Genomic DNA, 17,300 nt, shown 5'->3' with positions numbered 1-17,300 from the left:
TTTCTTTTTGGTAATGACAATTTGTAGATTTTACTTTGCAGGATCTGGGTTTTGCAAAGTAATGAATATCCATATTTGGGCGGTCTTTGCTAAAATATATCGATTTAATCCAATCCAAAATCCAGCAAATCGCCTAGATTTTTAGCCTTATCTTCGCGGCTTTATTTTTGCGATTTTATCTCTGCAAATTTCACCCCTGCGATTTTATCTCTGCGCTCTACCTCCCCATGAGGCTTAGTATCCCATCTTTGCAGCTTTTGCCGCCTAGGATGGCGACGACTTCATTGACGATTGGCGTGTATATCTCGTTTTTTTTGGCGATGTCAAATATCGCGCGCGCTGTCCGCACGCCCTCCGCCACCTCGCCTATTTCGCGCAAAATATCATCGATGCGCTTGCCTTGCGCGAGTCCTAGCCCCACGCGATAGTTGCGCGAGAGCTTCGAGCCCGCTGTCAAAAACAAATCGCCCGCGCCATCAAGCCCCAAAAATGTCTCGATTTTCCCGCCAAAATACCGCCCAAAGCGCTCCATTTCTACAAGCCCTCGCGCGAGCAATGCAGCCTTTGCATTCGCGCCAAGCTCTAGCCCATCGCAAATCCCCCCAGCGATAGCGATGACATTTTTATACGCGCCAGCGATTTCGGCACCCACTAGATCGCTGCTAGGGTAGGGCTTGATAAAAGGCGGAAAAAGTGCGGCAAACTCGCGCGCTAGAGCGAGGTTTTGCGAGTGGATGGAGATAGCGCAAGGCAGCGATTTTCTGACTTCTGCGGCAAAGCTAGGACCGCTAAGACAGCAGATGCTCTCCATATCGATAAACTCGCGCGCTATCTCATGTACAAACGCCCCGCTGCCCTCCTCCACGCCTTTTGATGCGAAGAGGTATTTCGCGCCCTTTTTGAGAGGCGCTTCGCTTAGCCATTGGCGCAAGCTTGGCGTGCTGATAGCCACCACGATAAACTCCGCCTCCAAAGCCTTATCCAAAGCCACCTGCGTTATAGCAAAAGGCGCTTGTATCTCGCTAAGCGTGCGCCTAGAGGCGATAGAAACCGCCTGCTTGTGCGCGAACGCAAACGCCAGCGCGCTCCCCCACGCGCCACCACCACAGACACTAATCATGCTCATCCACCACCTTATCTAGCATCCCGCTAGCAGACATGATGAGTGCTGTGACAAGCCCCAAAACTCCGACTATCGCGACATACACCGCTATGAAAAATGGATTCCCGCTACCCATGCAAGCGCTTACAAAAGTGGGCGCGAACCCGCCAAAAATCGCATAGGCGATGTTGTAAGAAAAGCTAAGTCCAGAGAAGCGGATTTTGGAAGGGAAAAGGCGCAGGGCAAAGACTGGGGCAAATATCGCGCTCCCCACGCCCAAGCCACACACAAAATAAAGCGCCAAAATCGCGTCAGTCGCCACCTCTAGCCCCTCAAACACGATGCCAAAAAGCGTAAGCGCACCTATGATAAAAAGTGCGTGGAATATGTAGCATGCTTTATACACGCCGATTTTATCGCTCAAAATCCCAGCTATCACGCAGCCGCTACACATCCCTGCTACGACTAGCATTTGCAAAAGAACGATTTGCACCTCGCTAAATCCGAGCTTCGCGCCGACAAATTTTGGCATCGTGAGCGTGATGACAACCACCGCGCAAGTAAGCACCCAAGTGTAAATCATCGTGATGATGCTTGGAATCTTCGCCCTTGCTAGCACTTCTTTTACTGGGAAGTTGTGCTGGGCGTTGCTCTTGCGTATCTCTTGGAAGACGGGCGTCTCTTCAAGATAGCGGCGCAAAAATGCCGCGATGATGCCAAAAATCCCGCCTAAGATAAAAGGAATGCGATACGCCCATTCATTTATCTCCTCCGCGCTAAATATCAGCCGCACAATGATAGCCACGATACAGCCTAGCAAAATCCCCCCAGCCACGGAAGCTGTCAAAATGCCAGTGGCAAGCGCGCGCCTATCTTTTCTCGTGTGCTCGCTGACAAACACCCACGCACCCGGCAGCTCGCCGCCAATCGCGATGCCTTGCAGAATCCTAATAAGAAAAAGGATAATCGGCGCAGCATAGCCGATACTCTCAAATGTCGGCATAACGCCAAGCGTGAAAGTAGGGATGACCATAAGCACGATGGAGAGCATAAACATATTTTTGCGCCCGTTTTTATCGCCAAAATGTGCCATGATGACGCCACCCAGCGGGCGGGCGAAATACGCCGCTGCAAACGCGCCATAAGTGTTTAGATTTGCCCAAAATTCGCCTAGAGATTTGGGGAAAAACTGCTGCGTGATAGCATTGATAAAAAACAAGAAAATGATGAAGTCATAAAACTCAAGCGTCCCGCCAAGCGATGAAAGCCACAGGGCGCGCTTGTTGTCTTTGGTGAGTGTTCGCATATGGATGCCTTTTGGATTCTGGGATTTGTGTGAAGTGAAAACGCTTATTATAAGATAAAAATGCCAAACTTACAATACAAACTAAATATTTTAAGCGTGGTTGTGGGGCGCAAAAGTCGCGGGAGAAATGCGCTGTCAAATGTGCGTTGCCAAATTGCGCGCGAAAAATGCTTGAGGAATTGCGCGCGTGAGGTTGTGCTGGCAAGATTGTGCTTGTAAAATTGTGCGAGGCGCGCGCTGTCACAATGTGCGTGAGGTTGGCAGAATCTAGGATTTTGTGGCTTTTTCGACTTTTTGATTTTTGGTGTTTGGGAGTATTTGAGGGCGTTTGGGTGGTGGGGCGCGATGTGAATTCTTGAGATTCTGGTGGATTTTGCTAGATTCTGCCAAAAGCTGCCACGCCTCGCTAGAATCTAAATTTGCCAAATTCCACGCCCGCTAGATTTGCGCTAGATTCTGCTCCCTAAAATTCTGCGCGCCAAAAGATTCCACGCCCGCTAGATTCTACTCCCCAAACACACGCTTATAAATAGCATCCACGCTTTTGGTGTAGTAGTCAAACTCAAAGCACTCGCGCACCGCATCCGCGCCGATAAGCCCCACCAGCTCGCTATCCGCTAGCAAATACTGCAAATACAGGCTTTCACCCTTTTCATTGAGTGCGCTTTTACCCTCTTGCAGATCCTGCCACACTTTCATCGCGTTGCGCTGGACGATTTTATACGCATCTTCCCTTGAAACACCTTTTTTAGGAAGTTCCAAAAGTATGCGCTGGGAAAAGACTAGCCCGCCGGTTAGGTTTAGATTTTTTAGCATATTTTTAGGATAGACGACAAGCTTTTTGATAAGGTTACTTAAACGCGCTAACATAAAATCCGCGGTGATAAAGCCATCAGGCAGGATGAAGCGCTCCACGCTCGAATGGCTGATATCGCGCTCATGCCACAGCGCGACATTCTCCATCGCAGGCAGGGCGTAGGAGCGTATCATACGACAAAGCCCGGTGATATTTTCACTTAGCACGGGATTGCGCTTGTGTGGCATAGCAGAGCTTCCTTTTTGCCCCGCTTCGAAAAATTCTTCCGCCTCATACACCTCTGTGCGCTGTAAATGGCGGATTTCCACCGCGATTTTCTCACAGCTACTTGCAAGCAGTGCAAGGTCGCTCATCACGCGCGCATAGCGGTCACGCTGGATTACTTGATTACTCACAGGCGCTGGGGCTAGCCCTAGTTCCTCACACACGAGCTCTTCTAGCTCGATAGGCGTATGCGCGAGATTCCCCATCGCACCGCTTAGCTGTCCTACGCTTATGGTTTGCATGCTAGATTCTAGCGCTTTTAGGTGGCGCCCTATCTCATCATACCACACCGCGCACACCAGCCCAAAGGTGATAGGCTCGCCGTGGATCCCATGACTGCGCCCAACCATGAGCGTATATTTATGCTCCATCGCACGCGTTTTTATCGCCTCGCGCAAGTCTTGCAGGTCTTTTATGATGATTTTTAGCGAATCGCGAATCTGCAACGCCACCGCCGTATCAATGCAATCGCTTGAAGTGATACCATAATGCACCCAGCGCGACTCCTCACCCAAAGACTCCGCCACACTCGTGGTAAAAGCTATCAAATCATGCTTTGTCACTGCCTCGATTTCATCGATGCGCGCGATGTCAAAGCGCGCGTTTTTGCAGATTTTCTCACAATCAGAATCTGGAATCAGCCCCAAGCGATTCCACCCGCGCACAAGGGCCTTTTCCACCTCTAGCCACGCGCTATATTTTGCCTCCATGCTCCAAAGATTTTTCATCTCACTTCTTGCATATCGCTCGACCATTTTTGCTCCTTTTTTGCTGGGTTGTCACTCCCTTAGTGTAAATTTTATAAGCTTTGCGCTTGTCAAATGATATTTTTACAAAAATTCTTTGAAACTTTCATCAAGCAGGCAATTTTCAAGACTTTTTTGCGAAAACAAAAAGCGCCCATCACACACAAAACCAAGCTCTTGCCAATCGATATTATTAAGCCTTTCGCAAGCTTTTTCTAGCGCGTGCAAATCTTTGCTAAATTTTGGAAAAATAGCCAAAATCGAGCCATCATAAGCCTTGCAAGAGTGCATAAAAAATGGCTTTTTATTGCGCGTTTTGGTATTTACATAGATGCGCGGCAAGTCGCTTTTGTGATAGTCTCTGCCCCAATGCCACCAATTATTTTCGCCAAATTTTTTTATTTTGCGTGCCAAAAGCCTTGCTTTTTTGTCAGACAAAAGCTCTTTTGCCGCTTCGCCATAAATCATTTTTCTTGTTTTGCCATTTTTTGCTGTGTGAGAGCAGACAAAATCGACATTTCCCAGCTTCTCATTTCTAAACACTTCATCAGCGCCGCTCACCGCGCCGACTTTTACAAAAAAAAGCGTGCTAAAAGGGATAAAATAGTGATTTTTGGTAAAGAGAATCTGCCCATTTACGCAAGAAAACTGCTTTGAAATATTTGTATTGCGCTTGAAATTTCCTTTTTCAAAACGCCAGATGATGCAATTTGGCTGCGCTTTGCTAAAAATTTTTTTGTCGCCAAGCTCGATTATATCAGTAATTGTGCCTAAAGAAAAAAGAAATTCATTTAAACGCATACTTGCAGTGCTTTTCAAAAAATCACGCGGCGTGATAAAAATCAGCTCGCCCTTCTCGCGCAAGTGCAAAAGGCTTTTGTAAATAAAAAAAAGATAGAGATTGCTTCTTTCATCAAAAATATTTTTATAATCAAAAAGCAAATTTTTTGTCTCTTTTTGTATGTCTTGATAGCGCACATATGGAGGATTACCGATAATTGTGTCAAATTTTTCATTTATCGGATAGGCAAAAAAATCCATATTCAAAATATTTTTATCATTTATTACACTAGAATCTAGCTCGATGCCAACTTTTTGATTTGGCAGATTTTTGAAAAATGCTCCATCGCCACAGCTTGGCTCTAAAAATCTACCATTATTTTTTACCAAAGAAAGCATAAGCTCAACTATACTTTGCGGGGTGAAAACTTGTCCTAAGGTGGCTATATTTAGCGAATTTTTCTGCGGATTTTCTATTGATATTTTTGTGGATATTTCTGCGGATATTTTTGTGGATTTTTCTATGGATTTTTTTGTCATAGTTTTATCTTTATTGTTTAAATTCTGGGAAAAAATCCAAAAATTCATCATAAGCTTTTGCTCTTTGATAAAGACTTTTTGCCAAAGTGCCTAAAATAAAATCTTTTGCTTCATCATAAGTTCTTGACACCAGAGTTTTATTTTTCGCCCAATTTGCTTGAAAGGGCAAATTATTGCCATTTGGCACAAGAGAATTTAGCGATTTTAGACAAGTTGCAAAAATATCTTTTTTATCTTGTTTGTTAATAACCAAAAAATAATAATCTCTGGTATTTGACTCTAAATTTTCTTTCAAGGCTTCAAAAAGGTTAGCCCAGCGGATTTCATTGTCAAAATGAAGAAGCTTGCCAGTGAGTGCATAATATACTCCAAGCTTACAATTAAGATTATCGATGCTTAAATTTGTGATTTTAATATTTACAGGATAAAAAATATTATTTTCTTCAAAGGCAAAATCAAACCAATCTCGCTTTTTGGGATAAATAATATCAAATTTTTTGGCAATAAAATTAAAAACTTCATCCTCATTAAAAGCAGAATCTATGCGCCCATCGCGTGAGTTTTGGCTCAATGATAGCTGATTTTCTATCAAAAAATCTTTGATATTATTTAGCTTTTGTGGAATCATATTTTATGCCTTTTTATTTTTTGCAATTTATGGATTTTATCGCTTTGAGTCGTAGTTAATGCAAAAACACCGCGATAAAAGCTAGCAAATAATATATTTTGTAAAATTTATAAAATCATCGCTAACCCCCGCCGCACTTTGCAATTCAACTATGCAACAAAGCCGCTTTCGCTGACCTATGCCACCCCGAGTTGAGCTGGATTTGAGCCAAAGTTTGAGCTAAGTTTGAGCTTGGGTTTAACAGGCTCAAGGCATAGCGCAGGGAGTTATTTTGCTATTATATAGAATATGGACTTGGTGCAATATAAAATGCTTGCAGCCTTGCTTTAAGCCCTTTGGCTTTTGCTAGTCATAGATTTTGCGCGCTTATCATTTTATCATTTGCCTATCATCGCCTATCATTTTTATCATTGCGCTTATCACAGAATCTAGTCGCGCAAAAATCTTACGACCTATAATCCGCGTTGATTTTTACATAATCATAGCTCAAATCACAGCCCCAAGCGGTCGCGCTTTTGTTGCCATTTTTGCAGTCGATGAGGATTTCTACTTCTTTTTGCGCTAGGATTTTTTTGGCTTTTTTCTCATCTATGGTTTGCGCCTCGCCATTGCGCATTATCCGCACCTCGCCCACCTTGCTAGCGATAGTCAAATCCACCTTTTTCGCATCAAATTCCGCGCCACTATACCCCATCGCACAAAGTATGCGCCCCCAATTCGCATCATTGCCAAACATCGCCGCTTTTACGAGGCTTGAGGCGATGATGGATTTTGCGATTTTGCGAGCACTCTTTTTGCTGCTGGCGTTTTGGCAGTGCGCGGTGATTAGCTTTGTAGCGCCCTCGCCATCTTGGGCTACTTTGCGCGCGAGTGTGGTGGTGATGGCTTTTAGCGCTTTTTTGAAGCTTTGGTAGTCTTGGTCGTTTTCATCGCTTATGAGCGGGTTTTGCGCCCTGCCATTTGCTAGGGCTAGCACCATGTCATTGGTCGAGGTGTCGCCATCGACGCTAATCATATTAAAAGAATCCTTGACATCCTTGCTAAGCGCTTTTTGCAGTAGCTTTTGGGTGATGTTTAGGTTTGTGATGACAAAGCAAAGCATGGTCGCCATATTTGGGTGTATCATCCCGCTGCCTTTGGCGATGCCAGCCACGCGCACGCGCTTGCCGCTAGTGGCGATGAACTCCACGGCGGCTTCTTTTGGCATTGTGTCTGTCGTCATTATCGCGCTCGCGGCGTCTTTGGCGCTTTGGCGCGATGATGATTTGGCTTGGGCTAGGAGGCTTATGCCTTTTTTGACTTTTGGCATGGGGAGCGGCACGCCGATGACGCCGGTGGAGGCTAGCAGTATGCTAGAGGATTCTACGCCTAGCACAGCACCCGCAGTGATCGCGCACTCCGCGCAGTCGCGCATGCCTTGCGCGCCGGTGCAGGCGTTGGCATTGCCAGAATTTACCACGATAGCGTGGATTGGCGATTTTTGCGCTAGCTGGTTGGCATCGAAATCAACGCATGCCGCGCGCACTTTGTTTTGCGTGAAAACGCCCGCACCCACGCATGGATAAGGGCTAAAGATTAGCGCCATGTCGTTGCGGTTTTTGTATTTTATCTGCGCTTTTGCGGCACTTGTCTGAAAGCTAGAGATGGCGTTTAGCCCGCTTTTTAGGGTGATTATGGGCGTGGTGGATTCTGGTTTTTTGGCTTTAGGTGGTTTGGGCGATTTTGGTTTTTTGGGTTTTGTAGCGTTTTGGGCGTTTGTGGCGAGCGCGGTTTTTATCGATTTTGGCGCTTTTGGTGTTTTTGGCATTTTGGGCGCGTTTGCGTTTGCGCTGTTGCTTGATGCTTTGCTGGATTTTTTGTTTTGCATTTTGGCTGCCTTTTTGGTGGGGTTGATAGAATCTGCGTTTTTAGATTCTATATTTTTAGATTCTGGTGCGCCAGAATCTGATTTTTTAGAATCTAACTTCATAGAATCTATTTTGGCAGAATCCGCCTTTTTAGATTCTAGCCCAGTAGATTCTGGCGCGCTGGGATTGGCGCTATTAAGTGTCGGGTTTATTTTTTGCGTGGAGAGTTGCAGTAGCTTTTTGGCGGATTTTATGATATTTTTGGCAGATTTGGTGGCTTTGGTGGATTCTGCGTTAGTGGATTCTGTGGCGTTGGCGGGCTTATTATTTGGCGTGTTTGGCATTTGGCGCTCCTTTATGTGGTTTATGTGATTTTTGTCGAGGTGTTGTCGCGATTTAGGCTAAACTCGTAACGATTGGCGTTTGGTTTGCTGTCCCAGCCCTGCTTTTTCCAGAAGGCATTGCCGATGAGATTCTCGCTAAAAGCGATGAGTGAGATGCTAGAGATATGCTCTTTTTTGAGTGCTTCGAGCGCGCGCGATACCATCTGCGTGCCGATGCCCTGCTTGCGATAATCCCGATGCACGCACACATGATACAAGCTACCATAGCGCCCATCATGCCCGCACAAAATGCTTCCGATGACTTGCTCTTGCTTGCCGCGCTTGATGCAGGCGATGACGCTGGTGTGTGGGTTGCGCGCTAGAAATCGCGCGATGCCCTCTCTAGAATCATCAACGCTTCGTATATAAAAGCCCTCAATCCCGCGCCACAGCTCAAACACGCCATCATAATCGCTTATGCTCATCGTGCGGATTTGCAGGGTGTCTAGCGCGTTTGGCTTGGTTTGCTCGGCGCTCTTGCTAGAATCTAGCGCGTTTGGCGCGGTATTTTGGCTTTCAATTGATGCTCGCATGTGGCTGCCTATGGGAAAATGGGCGCGGATTCTAGCGCGGTGGATTCTGGCAGACCAAAGGCGATATTCATATTTTGCACTGCTTGCCCGGCGGCACCTTTTATGAGATTGTCTATCGCGGCGGTGATGATGATGCGATTCGTGCGCGCATCGACATAGGGCGTGATATCGATGAAGTTGCTCCCCTCCACCCAGCGCGTCTGCGCGCTCATGCCCTCATCTAGCACGCGCACAAAAAACTCGCCCTCATAAAACTCTCTATAAATCTCGCGCAAAGAGGCAGAATCTAGCGGGCGGGCGGGGTTTGTGCTAGAATTTTTAGTAGAATCTATATTTTTTGGCGTCGCATAGATAGTCGCCAAAATCCCGCGATTTATAGGGATGAGATGTGGCGTGAAGCTTATGTTTATGGGCGTTTGGGCAATGTCGCTTAGGGCTTGCTCTATCTCTGGCGTGTGGCGATGCGAGGCGATTCCATAGGCTTTGAAATTCTCATTCACCTCGCAAAATAGAGAATCTACCTTGCTAGAGCGCCCAGCACCAGAAACGCCGGATTTCGCATCGATGATGATGCTTTGAGGCTCGATGATGCCGCGTGCTAGCAGGGGGGCTAGGGCTAGGATAGAGCATGTGGGATAGCAGCCCGGATTTGCGATGAGGCGCGCGGTGGCGATACTCTCGCGTGCTAGCTCGCTTAGCCCATATACGCTGGATTCTAGGAGGGCTGGGTTTGCGTGCTTGTCGTGATACCATTGCTCAAAAACGCCAGCGTCTTTTATGCGAAAATCCGCGCTTAGATCGATTACTCTAGTGGATTCTAGGATTTTTGGCGTGAGGATTTTGGCGCAGAAATTATGCGGAGTGGCGCAAAATAAGACATCTATCTCTTGGCATAGCGCCTCTAGTGCGCTGGCATCGATGCATGATAGTGGCAGGATTTTGAAAAAGTTTTGGTAGCTTTGGTGGTAGGGTTTGCCGACACTGCTTTGTGAGCCTAGCCAAATGATTTGCGCTTCTTTGTGTCCTAGCAGCAGTCGCACGAGCTCGTTTGCCGCGTATCCGCTAGCGCCCAAAATCCCTACTCTTATCATAAAAACCCTTTGTCGCTAAATAAGCTTGCTTTATAGCAAAAGTTTTTATACTGCACGCTTAAAGCGCGCAAAACATAGATTGGGCGGATGTGGATTCTGGGTTTTAGCAGAATCTAGTTTTGCGATGCGCCAAGATATGAAAGCACCTCATCGATGATGACGCTTGCGCCATTGATGTTTATCATGCTTGCGAGTGCTTGTGAGGTGGATTCTAGCATGCTAGGCGTGCAAGAGTCGATAAAATCTAGCACGGGATTTTTAGTAGAATCTAATTTTGCAGAATCCGCAGAATCCATTTTGCTAGATTCTAACGCACCAGAATCCGCGCTCAAATCTTTTTGCAAATCTCCCTGCAAGCTACTTTGCAAATCCCTTTCCAAAATCATCGCGCCAGCACCGCGCGAGACGAAAAACTGCGCGTTGCTTGCTTGATGATTTTTCGCCGCATGTGGGTAGGGGATGTAGAGTGTGGGAATAGCGAGTGCTGCGTTTTCCCACACGCTGCTAGCCCCAGCGCGCGCCACGCACACATCCGCGCGCACAAGGTAGCTGATGAGTTCTTTGCTGAAGTCAAAAAGCGTGATTTTATCCAGCAATCCCAGCTTTTGATACGCCTCGCGCACGCGCGCTAGATCCCGCGCGCCGCATTGATGTGTGATAGATATGCCGCGGCTTAAAAGCGTGGGAGCAAGGGCAAGGGCTACATCATTTATCGCTTTTGCGCCTTGTGAGCCGCCGATGAAAATGATAGATTCTAGCTTGTTGCGGATTCTGCGCTTTTGCAGGGCTTCTTGCTTGATAGGATAGGGCGTGAAAGGCTCTTTAAACGCGCTAAATACGCGCTTGGCAAAAGGTGCTAGGAGTTCATTTAGCCTGCCCATCGTGGCGTTTTGCTCGTGGATAAAAAGTGGCTTGCGAAAAACTATCGCGCCGATACTCGCAGGTCCCGCGCTAAACCCGCCCACACTTATCACCGCGCGCACTTTGTGGCGTTTGAAAATCTCGCGCACTTTTTGAAGCGCGCTAAGTTGTGCGAATATCGAGGCGAGCTTGGATAGCCCGCGCTTATTTACCACGCCAGAAGTTGGCAGAAAATAGCAGGCTTCAAAAAGCGCGGTGGAGTTTGTATCGGCAGAATCTGCGTTGGTGGATTCTGCGTTGGTAGAGCCTGCGTTGGTAGAATTTTGCGCGCTGGATTCTGCGCCAGATTTCACACCAGCATCAGAATCCACGGAATCCAAACTAAATTCTGCGCGAGAATCCGCCCCAGCATCCCCAAACCACGCTCTATCCTGCCCGCTAAGCGAGCCGATATACACCGCTTTTTTGCCCCGCTTCCTTAGCTCTTCGCCAAGGCTTTGTGCGATAGAGAGATGCCCGCCTGTGCCGCCACCGGTTATTACGATCATTACGCGCCTTGGAGCAAAAAGGACTTCAGCGTGTCTTTAAACCCAAAATCCGGATAATCCATCATCGAGAGCGCGACTTGCGCGGCGGTCTTGTCTTTGGTGTTAAACACGAGTGGCGCTAGGAAATTCACCATGGACTCTTCGATGTCTCTTTGCAGCACCACGATGCAATACACCTCCACTTTGGCATCCGCATCAAGCCCCAAAAGCAGCTCTATATATTTGGGTATGGTGAAGCTGTATTCGCGTAGCATGTAGGGATTGACAAGCATCATTTCTAGGCTTTTGTCCGCGCTAGAAATTTTTGCAAAATAATCATCAAGCTTCATAAAATCCACGCTTGTGATATGCTCAAACCCCAAAATCGGCGCTTTTATCTGATAAGTCATAGGCTCTCCTTAAAAGTGATATTTGGCTAGTGATTAAGCAAAAGTTATGCCAAAAATGCGCTATAATCAGCGACTTTGTGGCGAGCAAAAAATAGTGGCAAAATAGCGGGCGAAATGGCAGGAAAAAGTGGGTAAAAATACTAGAATCTAAGCACAAAATCCTTGCCAAGCAAGCCCAAAAAACCCAAAAACATAAAGGAGAATCCACATGGTAGTTTTAATCACAGGCGCATCAGCGGGCTTTGGGCGAGCGTGCGCGCAAAAGTTTGTAGCAAATGGCGACAAAGTCATCGCCACCGCGCGCCGAAAAGAGGAGCTAGAATCCCTGCAAAGCGAGCTAGGCGAGCAAAATCTAGCCATCATCGCGCATGATATTACCGATATAGAAGGGCTAAAGCCAAAGCTAGATTCTACGCTAAAAGCGCGTGGCTGGGATATAGATGTGCTGGTAAATAACGCAGGGCTTGCACTAGGGCTCGCTCCCGCGCAGGAGTGTGATATAAATGATTGGGAGCGCATGATAGAGGTAAATGTGCTAGCACTCGTGCGGCTTACGCATTTTGTGCTGCCATCTATGGTAGCGCGCAAAAAGGGGCATATCATAAACATAGGCTCAATAGCCGGCAGCTACCCATATCCCGGAAGCACCGTGTATGGCGCGACGAAGGCGTTTGTGAAGCAGTTTAGCCTAAATCTGCGCGCGGATTTGTATAGCAAAAATATCCGCGTGAGTGATATCGAGCCGGGGCTTGCTGGGGGGAGCGAATTTTCACTCGTGCGCTTTAAAGGCGATAAGGCAAAGGCGGATTCTGTCTATGAGGGCGCTACGCCGCTAACCCCGCAAGATATCGCCGAGGCGGTGTGCTGGGTGGCGCATCTGCCTATGCATGTAAATATCAATCGATTAGAGATGATGCCTACTTGCCAAGCCCCCACCGCGCTAAATGTCTATAAAGGATAGCTTCTAAAAAATCCAATAGAATCCAAAAATTTCTCAAGGAATCAAATGTCGCAAATGCACTTCTCCAGAATCCAAAAATTTATCATCCGCTGGAAAACGCGCTCGCTTGGCGCGGATATCGATGCGCTGATTCTCATCGTAAGCGTGCTTGTGTATATGGGGCGCAATGAGATGACAGAACAGCTAGAAATCGCCAAACAAATCATAAATAACCGCGTCAAGCAGACAGGCATGGCGCATGTGGTGTATGAGCGCGTGGAAGTGGAGGTGGCGGAGTATCTCTCAAATGAGGGGCTTTATATCCGCGCGCGCGATAGGATGTTTGAAGAAATCACGCATGATATACAGCTCTATGGTATCGCGCTTGATATGCTACAAGGCGAGAAAAACGCCTCGAAACTGCAAATCGTGCGCTCTGTCGTGCAAAAAGCCTATGATGAAGAATACACGATAAACAAAGAATCCAAACGCCTGCTAGAATCGCAAGAGATTAGTTTGAAGGGGTAGGGGGCGAGGAGCTGGCAGGCTGGTGGCTTAAGGGGGTTATAATGGCTTAAAGAGGCAGGCGAGGGGTTTTGGATTTTTGCTAGATTTTAGATTCTGGCGGGCGGTGGTTGGTAGCTTGTGTTGGTGTTTTGGCGTGTGCTAGAATCTAGCGCGGTTTTGTGGTTTGCATGACTTTGGCGCGGTTTAGATTCTGCGTTTGATTAGAATCTAGATTCTGCTTTATAGTCGCAATTGATAAGCGCACAAATCGCGGTTTTATAGTGCAAATCACAGCATTATTTGCAATTTACAGCGCGCAAATCACAGCGTCATGAGAAACGCCTCGAGTGCGCGCTTTTCTGCCTCGCTTAAGCCAAGTGGTTTTAGCAGCGCATCGGTTGTGGGGAAAAGCGGGTCATCTTGCTGCTCTGCTGTGGGTCTTGGGCGAAACATCCCGCCATTATAGGCATTGATGACGCCTTTTAGGTTTGGAAACAAGCCATTATGCATATATGGCGCGCTGCGGCTCACACCGCGCAGGCTAGGCGTTTTGAACCGCCCCACATCGCGACGATCTCCACTCACCTCATACCGCCCCAAATCCTCATACATCCGCCCATAATAAGTAAGCCCTAGATTGTGGTATTTGCCATCGCTCATCTCCACGCCATCATGGCAGTTTAGGCATCTAGCTTTGGTGCGAAAAAGATGCAGTCCCCAGAGCTCCTCATCATTGAGCGCATCCGCCTGCCCTTGCAAAAATCTATCAAACTTGCCAGCACGCGGCATGAGCGAGCGCTCATAAGTGGCAATGGCTTGCGCTATGCGCTCTTGCGTGATTTTGGGTGTGCCAAAGGCTTCGTTGAAATCCGCGCGATAGGATGCTATTTTGCTAAGCTTTTTGGCGGCTTTTTTGGGATCATACGCCATTTCTTTGGGATCGATGATAGGCATCAATGCTTGGTCTTCTAGGCTTTTTGCTCTGCCATCCCAAAACTTCTCTTCACCAAACGCGCTCATAATGATGCTTGGCGAGTTTCTGCGTCCTAGCTGCCTATCATGCCCATAGCTCACGCGCCGCCCATCGCCAAAGCCTAGCTCTTTGTCATGGCATGAGGCGCAGGCGATTTGATCGGATTTGGAGAGCTTTGGGTCGTGGAAAAGCTTCCTGCCAAGTTCGGCTTTTTGCTTGGTGTAGGGGTTGGATTCTGGATAGGGAGGGGCGGGCGGAAGGGGTGCAAGCTCGCGATATGACACGCCAGAATCTGCGTTTTTGGATTTTGCGCCTTTGGATTCTGCGTTTTGGGCAGAATCCGCGCCAATCAAACTAAAATCTATATGAGGTGCTATCCACTCGGATGAGGGGCGCAGGTATGAGGCGCGGAGTTTGGCGATATCTTTTGGCAAATCGAAGTCTTTTTGCGCGCTAGATTCTGCACCGCTGGCTATCGTAGCAAACGCCACAAAAACAAACAAAGCGCAGAATCTAAAAACGCCAAAAACACCGCTCATATTTTCCACCAACCATATTCCCAGCTAAGCATAATTCCCACTAGCCATAATTTTTGCCAAATCCCAAGATTTCAAAAAGACAGCCGCCACTTTTTGCGATTTACTTGCAAATATTCCATAATAAAAAGAAGTAGCATTATAACAAAATAAGCACAAAAATATCGATAAAATAACGCCTAGAGTCCAAAGAAGCAAAAAGTTAAGTTTATAGATAGAAATAAAAGAAAGGTTCTAAAAGCAAGGGATGAAGCATTTTGTCTTGCTCCTTAGTCTCCTTGCCTTTAGCGTAGAATTTATAGCGCTAATCGCGCCAAAATATTGCGATATTATTGTGCTTGATTAGATTCTGTAGTAGTTGTTTGGAATATCTCTACTTCTTGCGCGCTGCACGCTTTGTAAGTCATCACGAGCATCACTATATACGCGATAGGAAGCAGCACAAAACCGATGATGATATACATACTAACTGCACAGATAGCAAGCACTATAAACCAAACCACACCATAAATGATGCTTCGTATCAAGCTATTTTTGGCTATCAACCAATATGAGATAAAAACGCCAAGAGGACCAAAGATTAGTGCCAAAATCAAGCCAAAAAGCCCGCTGCTGCCACTGCTCATTTTCACTACTGTTTTTTGTTCGTTTGCCATTGTTGCAACCTTTGATTTAGAATTTTTGAAACGCGCATTATAGCAATTATTTTTTATTTTTGTGTTAATTTTTGGCGATGATTTATTTAAGAAAGTTTGTATTTTTTGTCGCATCGCCAAATCCCAAACATTTGCTTTTTGCAATTTAATCTTTGTTTGTCAGCATCTATTACAATTCTGCCTTTATCGCCCAGCACGATTCTAGCCTAGCACATTTAGCGCGCATGATTGATGCTTGGCGCATCTCATTTTGTGAGTTTGCTTATGAATCCTAGTCAAGAAAATCCCGCCTATAAAAATCCTCTACCCATCATCTCTATCGTCGTGCCTTGCTACAATGAAGAGGTTTCATTGCCACGATTTTATGATGAGATTACAAAAACGATGCATGAGACAAAAAGCCTGCTTGCTAGTCACAATCTTTTGCCAAAAAACGCGCCATTTTATGAGCTAATCTTTGTCAATGATGGCTCAAAGGATAGGACGCTGGAGATTTTGGATTCTCTGCAAAGCAAAAATGAGGGACTGCAAAATGCTGCATTGCAAAATAATGCGCCAAAAAGCGAGAATCTAGGCGCACAAAGCGCGCAAAAAGAATGTGAAATCGGCGTGTTTTCCTTTTCGCGCAATTTTGGCAAGGAAGCCGCGATTTTAGCAGGACTGCAAAAAGCGCGCGGGGAGGGCGTGATACTGCTTGATGCGGATTTGCAAGACCCGCCAAATCTGATCCCGCAAATGATAAAAATCTGGCTAGATTCTAAGCGCGAAATCAAAGTCATCTACGCGCGCCGCACCACGCGCGCTGGGGAATCCAAAATCCGCGCGGCCCTAAGCGAGGCATTTTACAAGCTTTCAAACTGGATCTCTGAAGTAAAAATAGAATCCGGCGTGCGCGACTTCCGCCTTATGGATAGGGAGGTTATCGATGCGCTTTTGGAGATGAAAGAGTATCATCGCTTCTCAAAGGCGATGTTTGCGTGGGTGGGCTTCAAGCGCGAGTGTTTGGAATATGAGTATATCCCGCATTTCAAGGAGAGTTCCAGCTGGAGCTTTTGGAAGCTGTTTAAATACGCGATTGAAGGGATTGTGAGCTTTAGCACGATGCCTTTGCGTATCGCTTTTGTCATCGGCGCGCTCATTTCTGTTTTTGCTGTGCTGTATGGAATCTATCGCATTATAGACACCATCATGTATGGAAACCCAGTGCCGGGCTATCCAAGCCTCATCGTCGTCATCACCTTCATCGGCGGGATACAGCTGATGCTTTTGGGCGTGATAGGTGAATATATCGCTAGAATCTACGAGCAGGTGAAAATGCGCCCGATTTATATCCTAGAAAGTCGCGCAAGAAAAAATAGCGCAAGTTTAAAAAATGGTGGAGGCGCTGTGGCTGGCAGCAATGCGGATTCTAGCAGTCATTGCGAGGAGCGAAGCGACAAAGCAATCCATAAAAATGCAGAATCTGCGCTAGATTCTGATAGTCATTGCGAGCGTAACGCAGTGGAGCGTGGCAATCCATAAAAGGAGTTTGATGCAGAATCTAAATGTAAAAATTGCCAAAAAAGCGGATTTAAAAGCCTAGATTGCTTCGTCAGCCTTTGGCTTCCTCGCAATGACGCGCGGCGTTTTGTCATTGCTAGCGCGAATCTCGCAATGACGCCAAATCTTGTGCGTCTATTGCGGGGGCAGGGTTGCCATTGCGAGGTTTTTACAGACGCGCAGGGTTTTGTTCTTTTGTCATTGCGAGCGGTAGCGAAGCAATCCATTTTTAGAATCTTTGCAATGGTTTAGATTCTAAAGATTCCAAAGCCACCGCGCTAGAATCCCCAAACCTTAAAAAAAGGTGGCAGAAA

Annotated in this window: 16 protein-coding genes; 3 read left to right on the top strand and 13 right to left on the bottom strand. The window is 46.8% G+C overall.

Annotation, left to right across the window (positions count from 1 at the left end):
- Positions 1-217: 217 nt before the first annotated feature.
- From BKN38_RS00145 to fliW, 11 genes are all read right to left on the bottom strand, one after another.
- Positions 218-1,126 carry an NAD(P)H-dependent glycerol-3-phosphate dehydrogenase gene (locus BKN38_RS00145; protein ID WP_066457270.1) on the bottom strand — a complete coding sequence of 303 codons (909 nt, stop codon included), beginning with the start codon at positions 1,124-1,126 and terminating at the stop codon, positions 218-220.
- Complete coding sequence (locus tag BKN38_RS00140; protein ID WP_066457269.1) at positions 1,113-2,408, bottom strand: MFS transporter; 1,296 nt, start codon at positions 2,406-2,408, stop codon at positions 1,113-1,115. The genes BKN38_RS00145 and BKN38_RS00140 overlap by 14 nt, the downstream gene beginning before the upstream one ends.
- A 267-nt stretch (positions 2,409-2,675) precedes the next feature.
- On the bottom strand, positions 2,676-2,834 hold the full coding sequence (locus tag BKN38_RS10840) for a hypothetical protein (protein WP_156528262.1): 159 nt from the start codon (positions 2,832-2,834) through the stop codon (positions 2,676-2,678).
- Between the two features lie 78 nt (positions 2,835-2,912).
- Positions 2,913-4,244, bottom strand: coding sequence for an adenylosuccinate lyase (gene purB, locus BKN38_RS00135; protein WP_066457268.1), 1,332 nt, complete (start codon positions 4,242-4,244; stop codon positions 2,913-2,915).
- Positions 4,245-4,319: 75 nt separating this feature from the next.
- Complete coding sequence (locus tag BKN38_RS00130; protein ID WP_371113544.1) at positions 4,320-5,414, bottom strand: Eco57I restriction-modification methylase domain-containing protein; 1,095 nt, start codon at positions 5,412-5,414, stop codon at positions 4,320-4,322.
- A gap of 151 nt (positions 5,415-5,565) precedes the next feature.
- Positions 5,566-6,183 carry a restriction endonuclease gene (locus BKN38_RS00125; RefSeq protein WP_066457266.1) on the bottom strand — a complete coding sequence of 206 codons (618 nt, stop codon included), beginning with the start codon at positions 6,181-6,183 and terminating at the stop codon, positions 5,566-5,568.
- Positions 6,184-6,628: 445 nt separating this feature from the next.
- Positions 6,629-8,374 carry a bifunctional glutamate N-acetyltransferase/amino-acid acetyltransferase ArgJ gene (gene argJ / locus BKN38_RS00120; RefSeq protein ID WP_233712838.1) on the bottom strand — a complete coding sequence of 582 codons (1,746 nt, stop codon included), beginning with the start codon at positions 8,372-8,374 and terminating at the stop codon, positions 6,629-6,631.
- Positions 8,375-8,394: 20 nt separating this feature from the next.
- Positions 8,395-8,853, bottom strand: a complete 459-nt coding sequence (locus BKN38_RS00115) for a GNAT family N-acetyltransferase (RefSeq protein ID WP_199769841.1) — start codon at positions 8,851-8,853, stop codon at positions 8,395-8,397.
- A 101-nt stretch (positions 8,854-8,954) separates the two neighbouring features.
- Positions 8,955-10,037: an N-acetyl-gamma-glutamyl-phosphate reductase gene (argC, locus tag BKN38_RS00110; RefSeq protein ID WP_066457263.1), complete on the bottom strand. Its 1,083-nt coding sequence runs from the start codon at positions 10,035-10,037 to the stop codon at positions 8,955-8,957.
- Between the two features lie 113 nt (positions 10,038-10,150).
- Positions 10,151-11,446, bottom strand: a complete 1,296-nt coding sequence (locus tag BKN38_RS00105; RefSeq protein ID WP_066457260.1) for a UDP-N-acetylglucosamine--N-acetylmuramyl-(pentapeptide) pyrophosphoryl-undecaprenol N-acetylglucosamine transferase — start codon at positions 11,444-11,446, stop codon at positions 10,151-10,153.
- Positions 11,446-11,835, bottom strand: coding sequence for a flagellar assembly protein FliW (gene fliW / locus BKN38_RS00100; protein ID WP_066457258.1), 390 nt, complete (start codon positions 11,833-11,835; stop codon positions 11,446-11,448). The genes BKN38_RS00105 and fliW overlap by 1 nt, the downstream gene beginning before the upstream one ends.
- A gap of 208 nt (positions 11,836-12,043) precedes the next feature.
- Between fliW and BKN38_RS00095 the strand changes: the two genes are divergently transcribed.
- Positions 12,044-12,796, top strand: coding sequence for an SDR family NAD(P)-dependent oxidoreductase (locus BKN38_RS00095; protein ID WP_066457255.1), 753 nt, complete (start codon positions 12,044-12,046; stop codon positions 12,794-12,796).
- Between the two features lie 45 nt (positions 12,797-12,841).
- The gene (locus tag BKN38_RS00090; RefSeq protein ID WP_066457252.1) at positions 12,842-13,303 is read left to right on the top strand and encodes a hypothetical protein; all 462 of its coding nucleotides are present in this window, start codon (positions 12,842-12,844) and stop codon (positions 13,301-13,303) included.
- Positions 13,304-13,603: 300 nt separating this feature from the next.
- Here the strand turns inward: BKN38_RS00090 and BKN38_RS00085 are convergent, their stop codons facing one another.
- Entirely contained in the window at positions 13,604-14,794 is a 1,191-nt protein-coding gene (locus BKN38_RS00085; protein ID WP_082942628.1) for a cytochrome-c peroxidase, read from the bottom strand.
- A gap of 326 nt (positions 14,795-15,120) precedes the next feature.
- Positions 15,121-15,447, bottom strand: coding sequence for a hypothetical protein (locus BKN38_RS00080; RefSeq protein WP_143000167.1), 327 nt, complete (start codon positions 15,445-15,447; stop codon positions 15,121-15,123).
- A 231-nt stretch (positions 15,448-15,678) separates the two neighbouring features.
- On the opposite strand from BKN38_RS00080, the gene BKN38_RS00075 reads away from it, so the two are divergent.
- On the top strand, positions 15,679-16,968 hold the full coding sequence (locus BKN38_RS00075) for a glycosyltransferase family 2 protein (RefSeq protein ID WP_233712837.1): 1,290 nt from the start codon (positions 15,679-15,681) through the stop codon (positions 16,966-16,968).
- The last annotated feature ends 332 nt before the right edge of the window (positions 16,969-17,300 follow it).

It is taken from the genome of Helicobacter sp. CLO-3, from assembly GCF_001854545.1.
Lineage (GTDB): Bacteria > Campylobacterota > Campylobacteria > Campylobacterales > Helicobacteraceae > Helicobacter_B.
The sequence above is the reverse complement of the archived record's forward strand: the minus strand, read 5'-3'. Positions and strand labels throughout refer to the sequence as shown.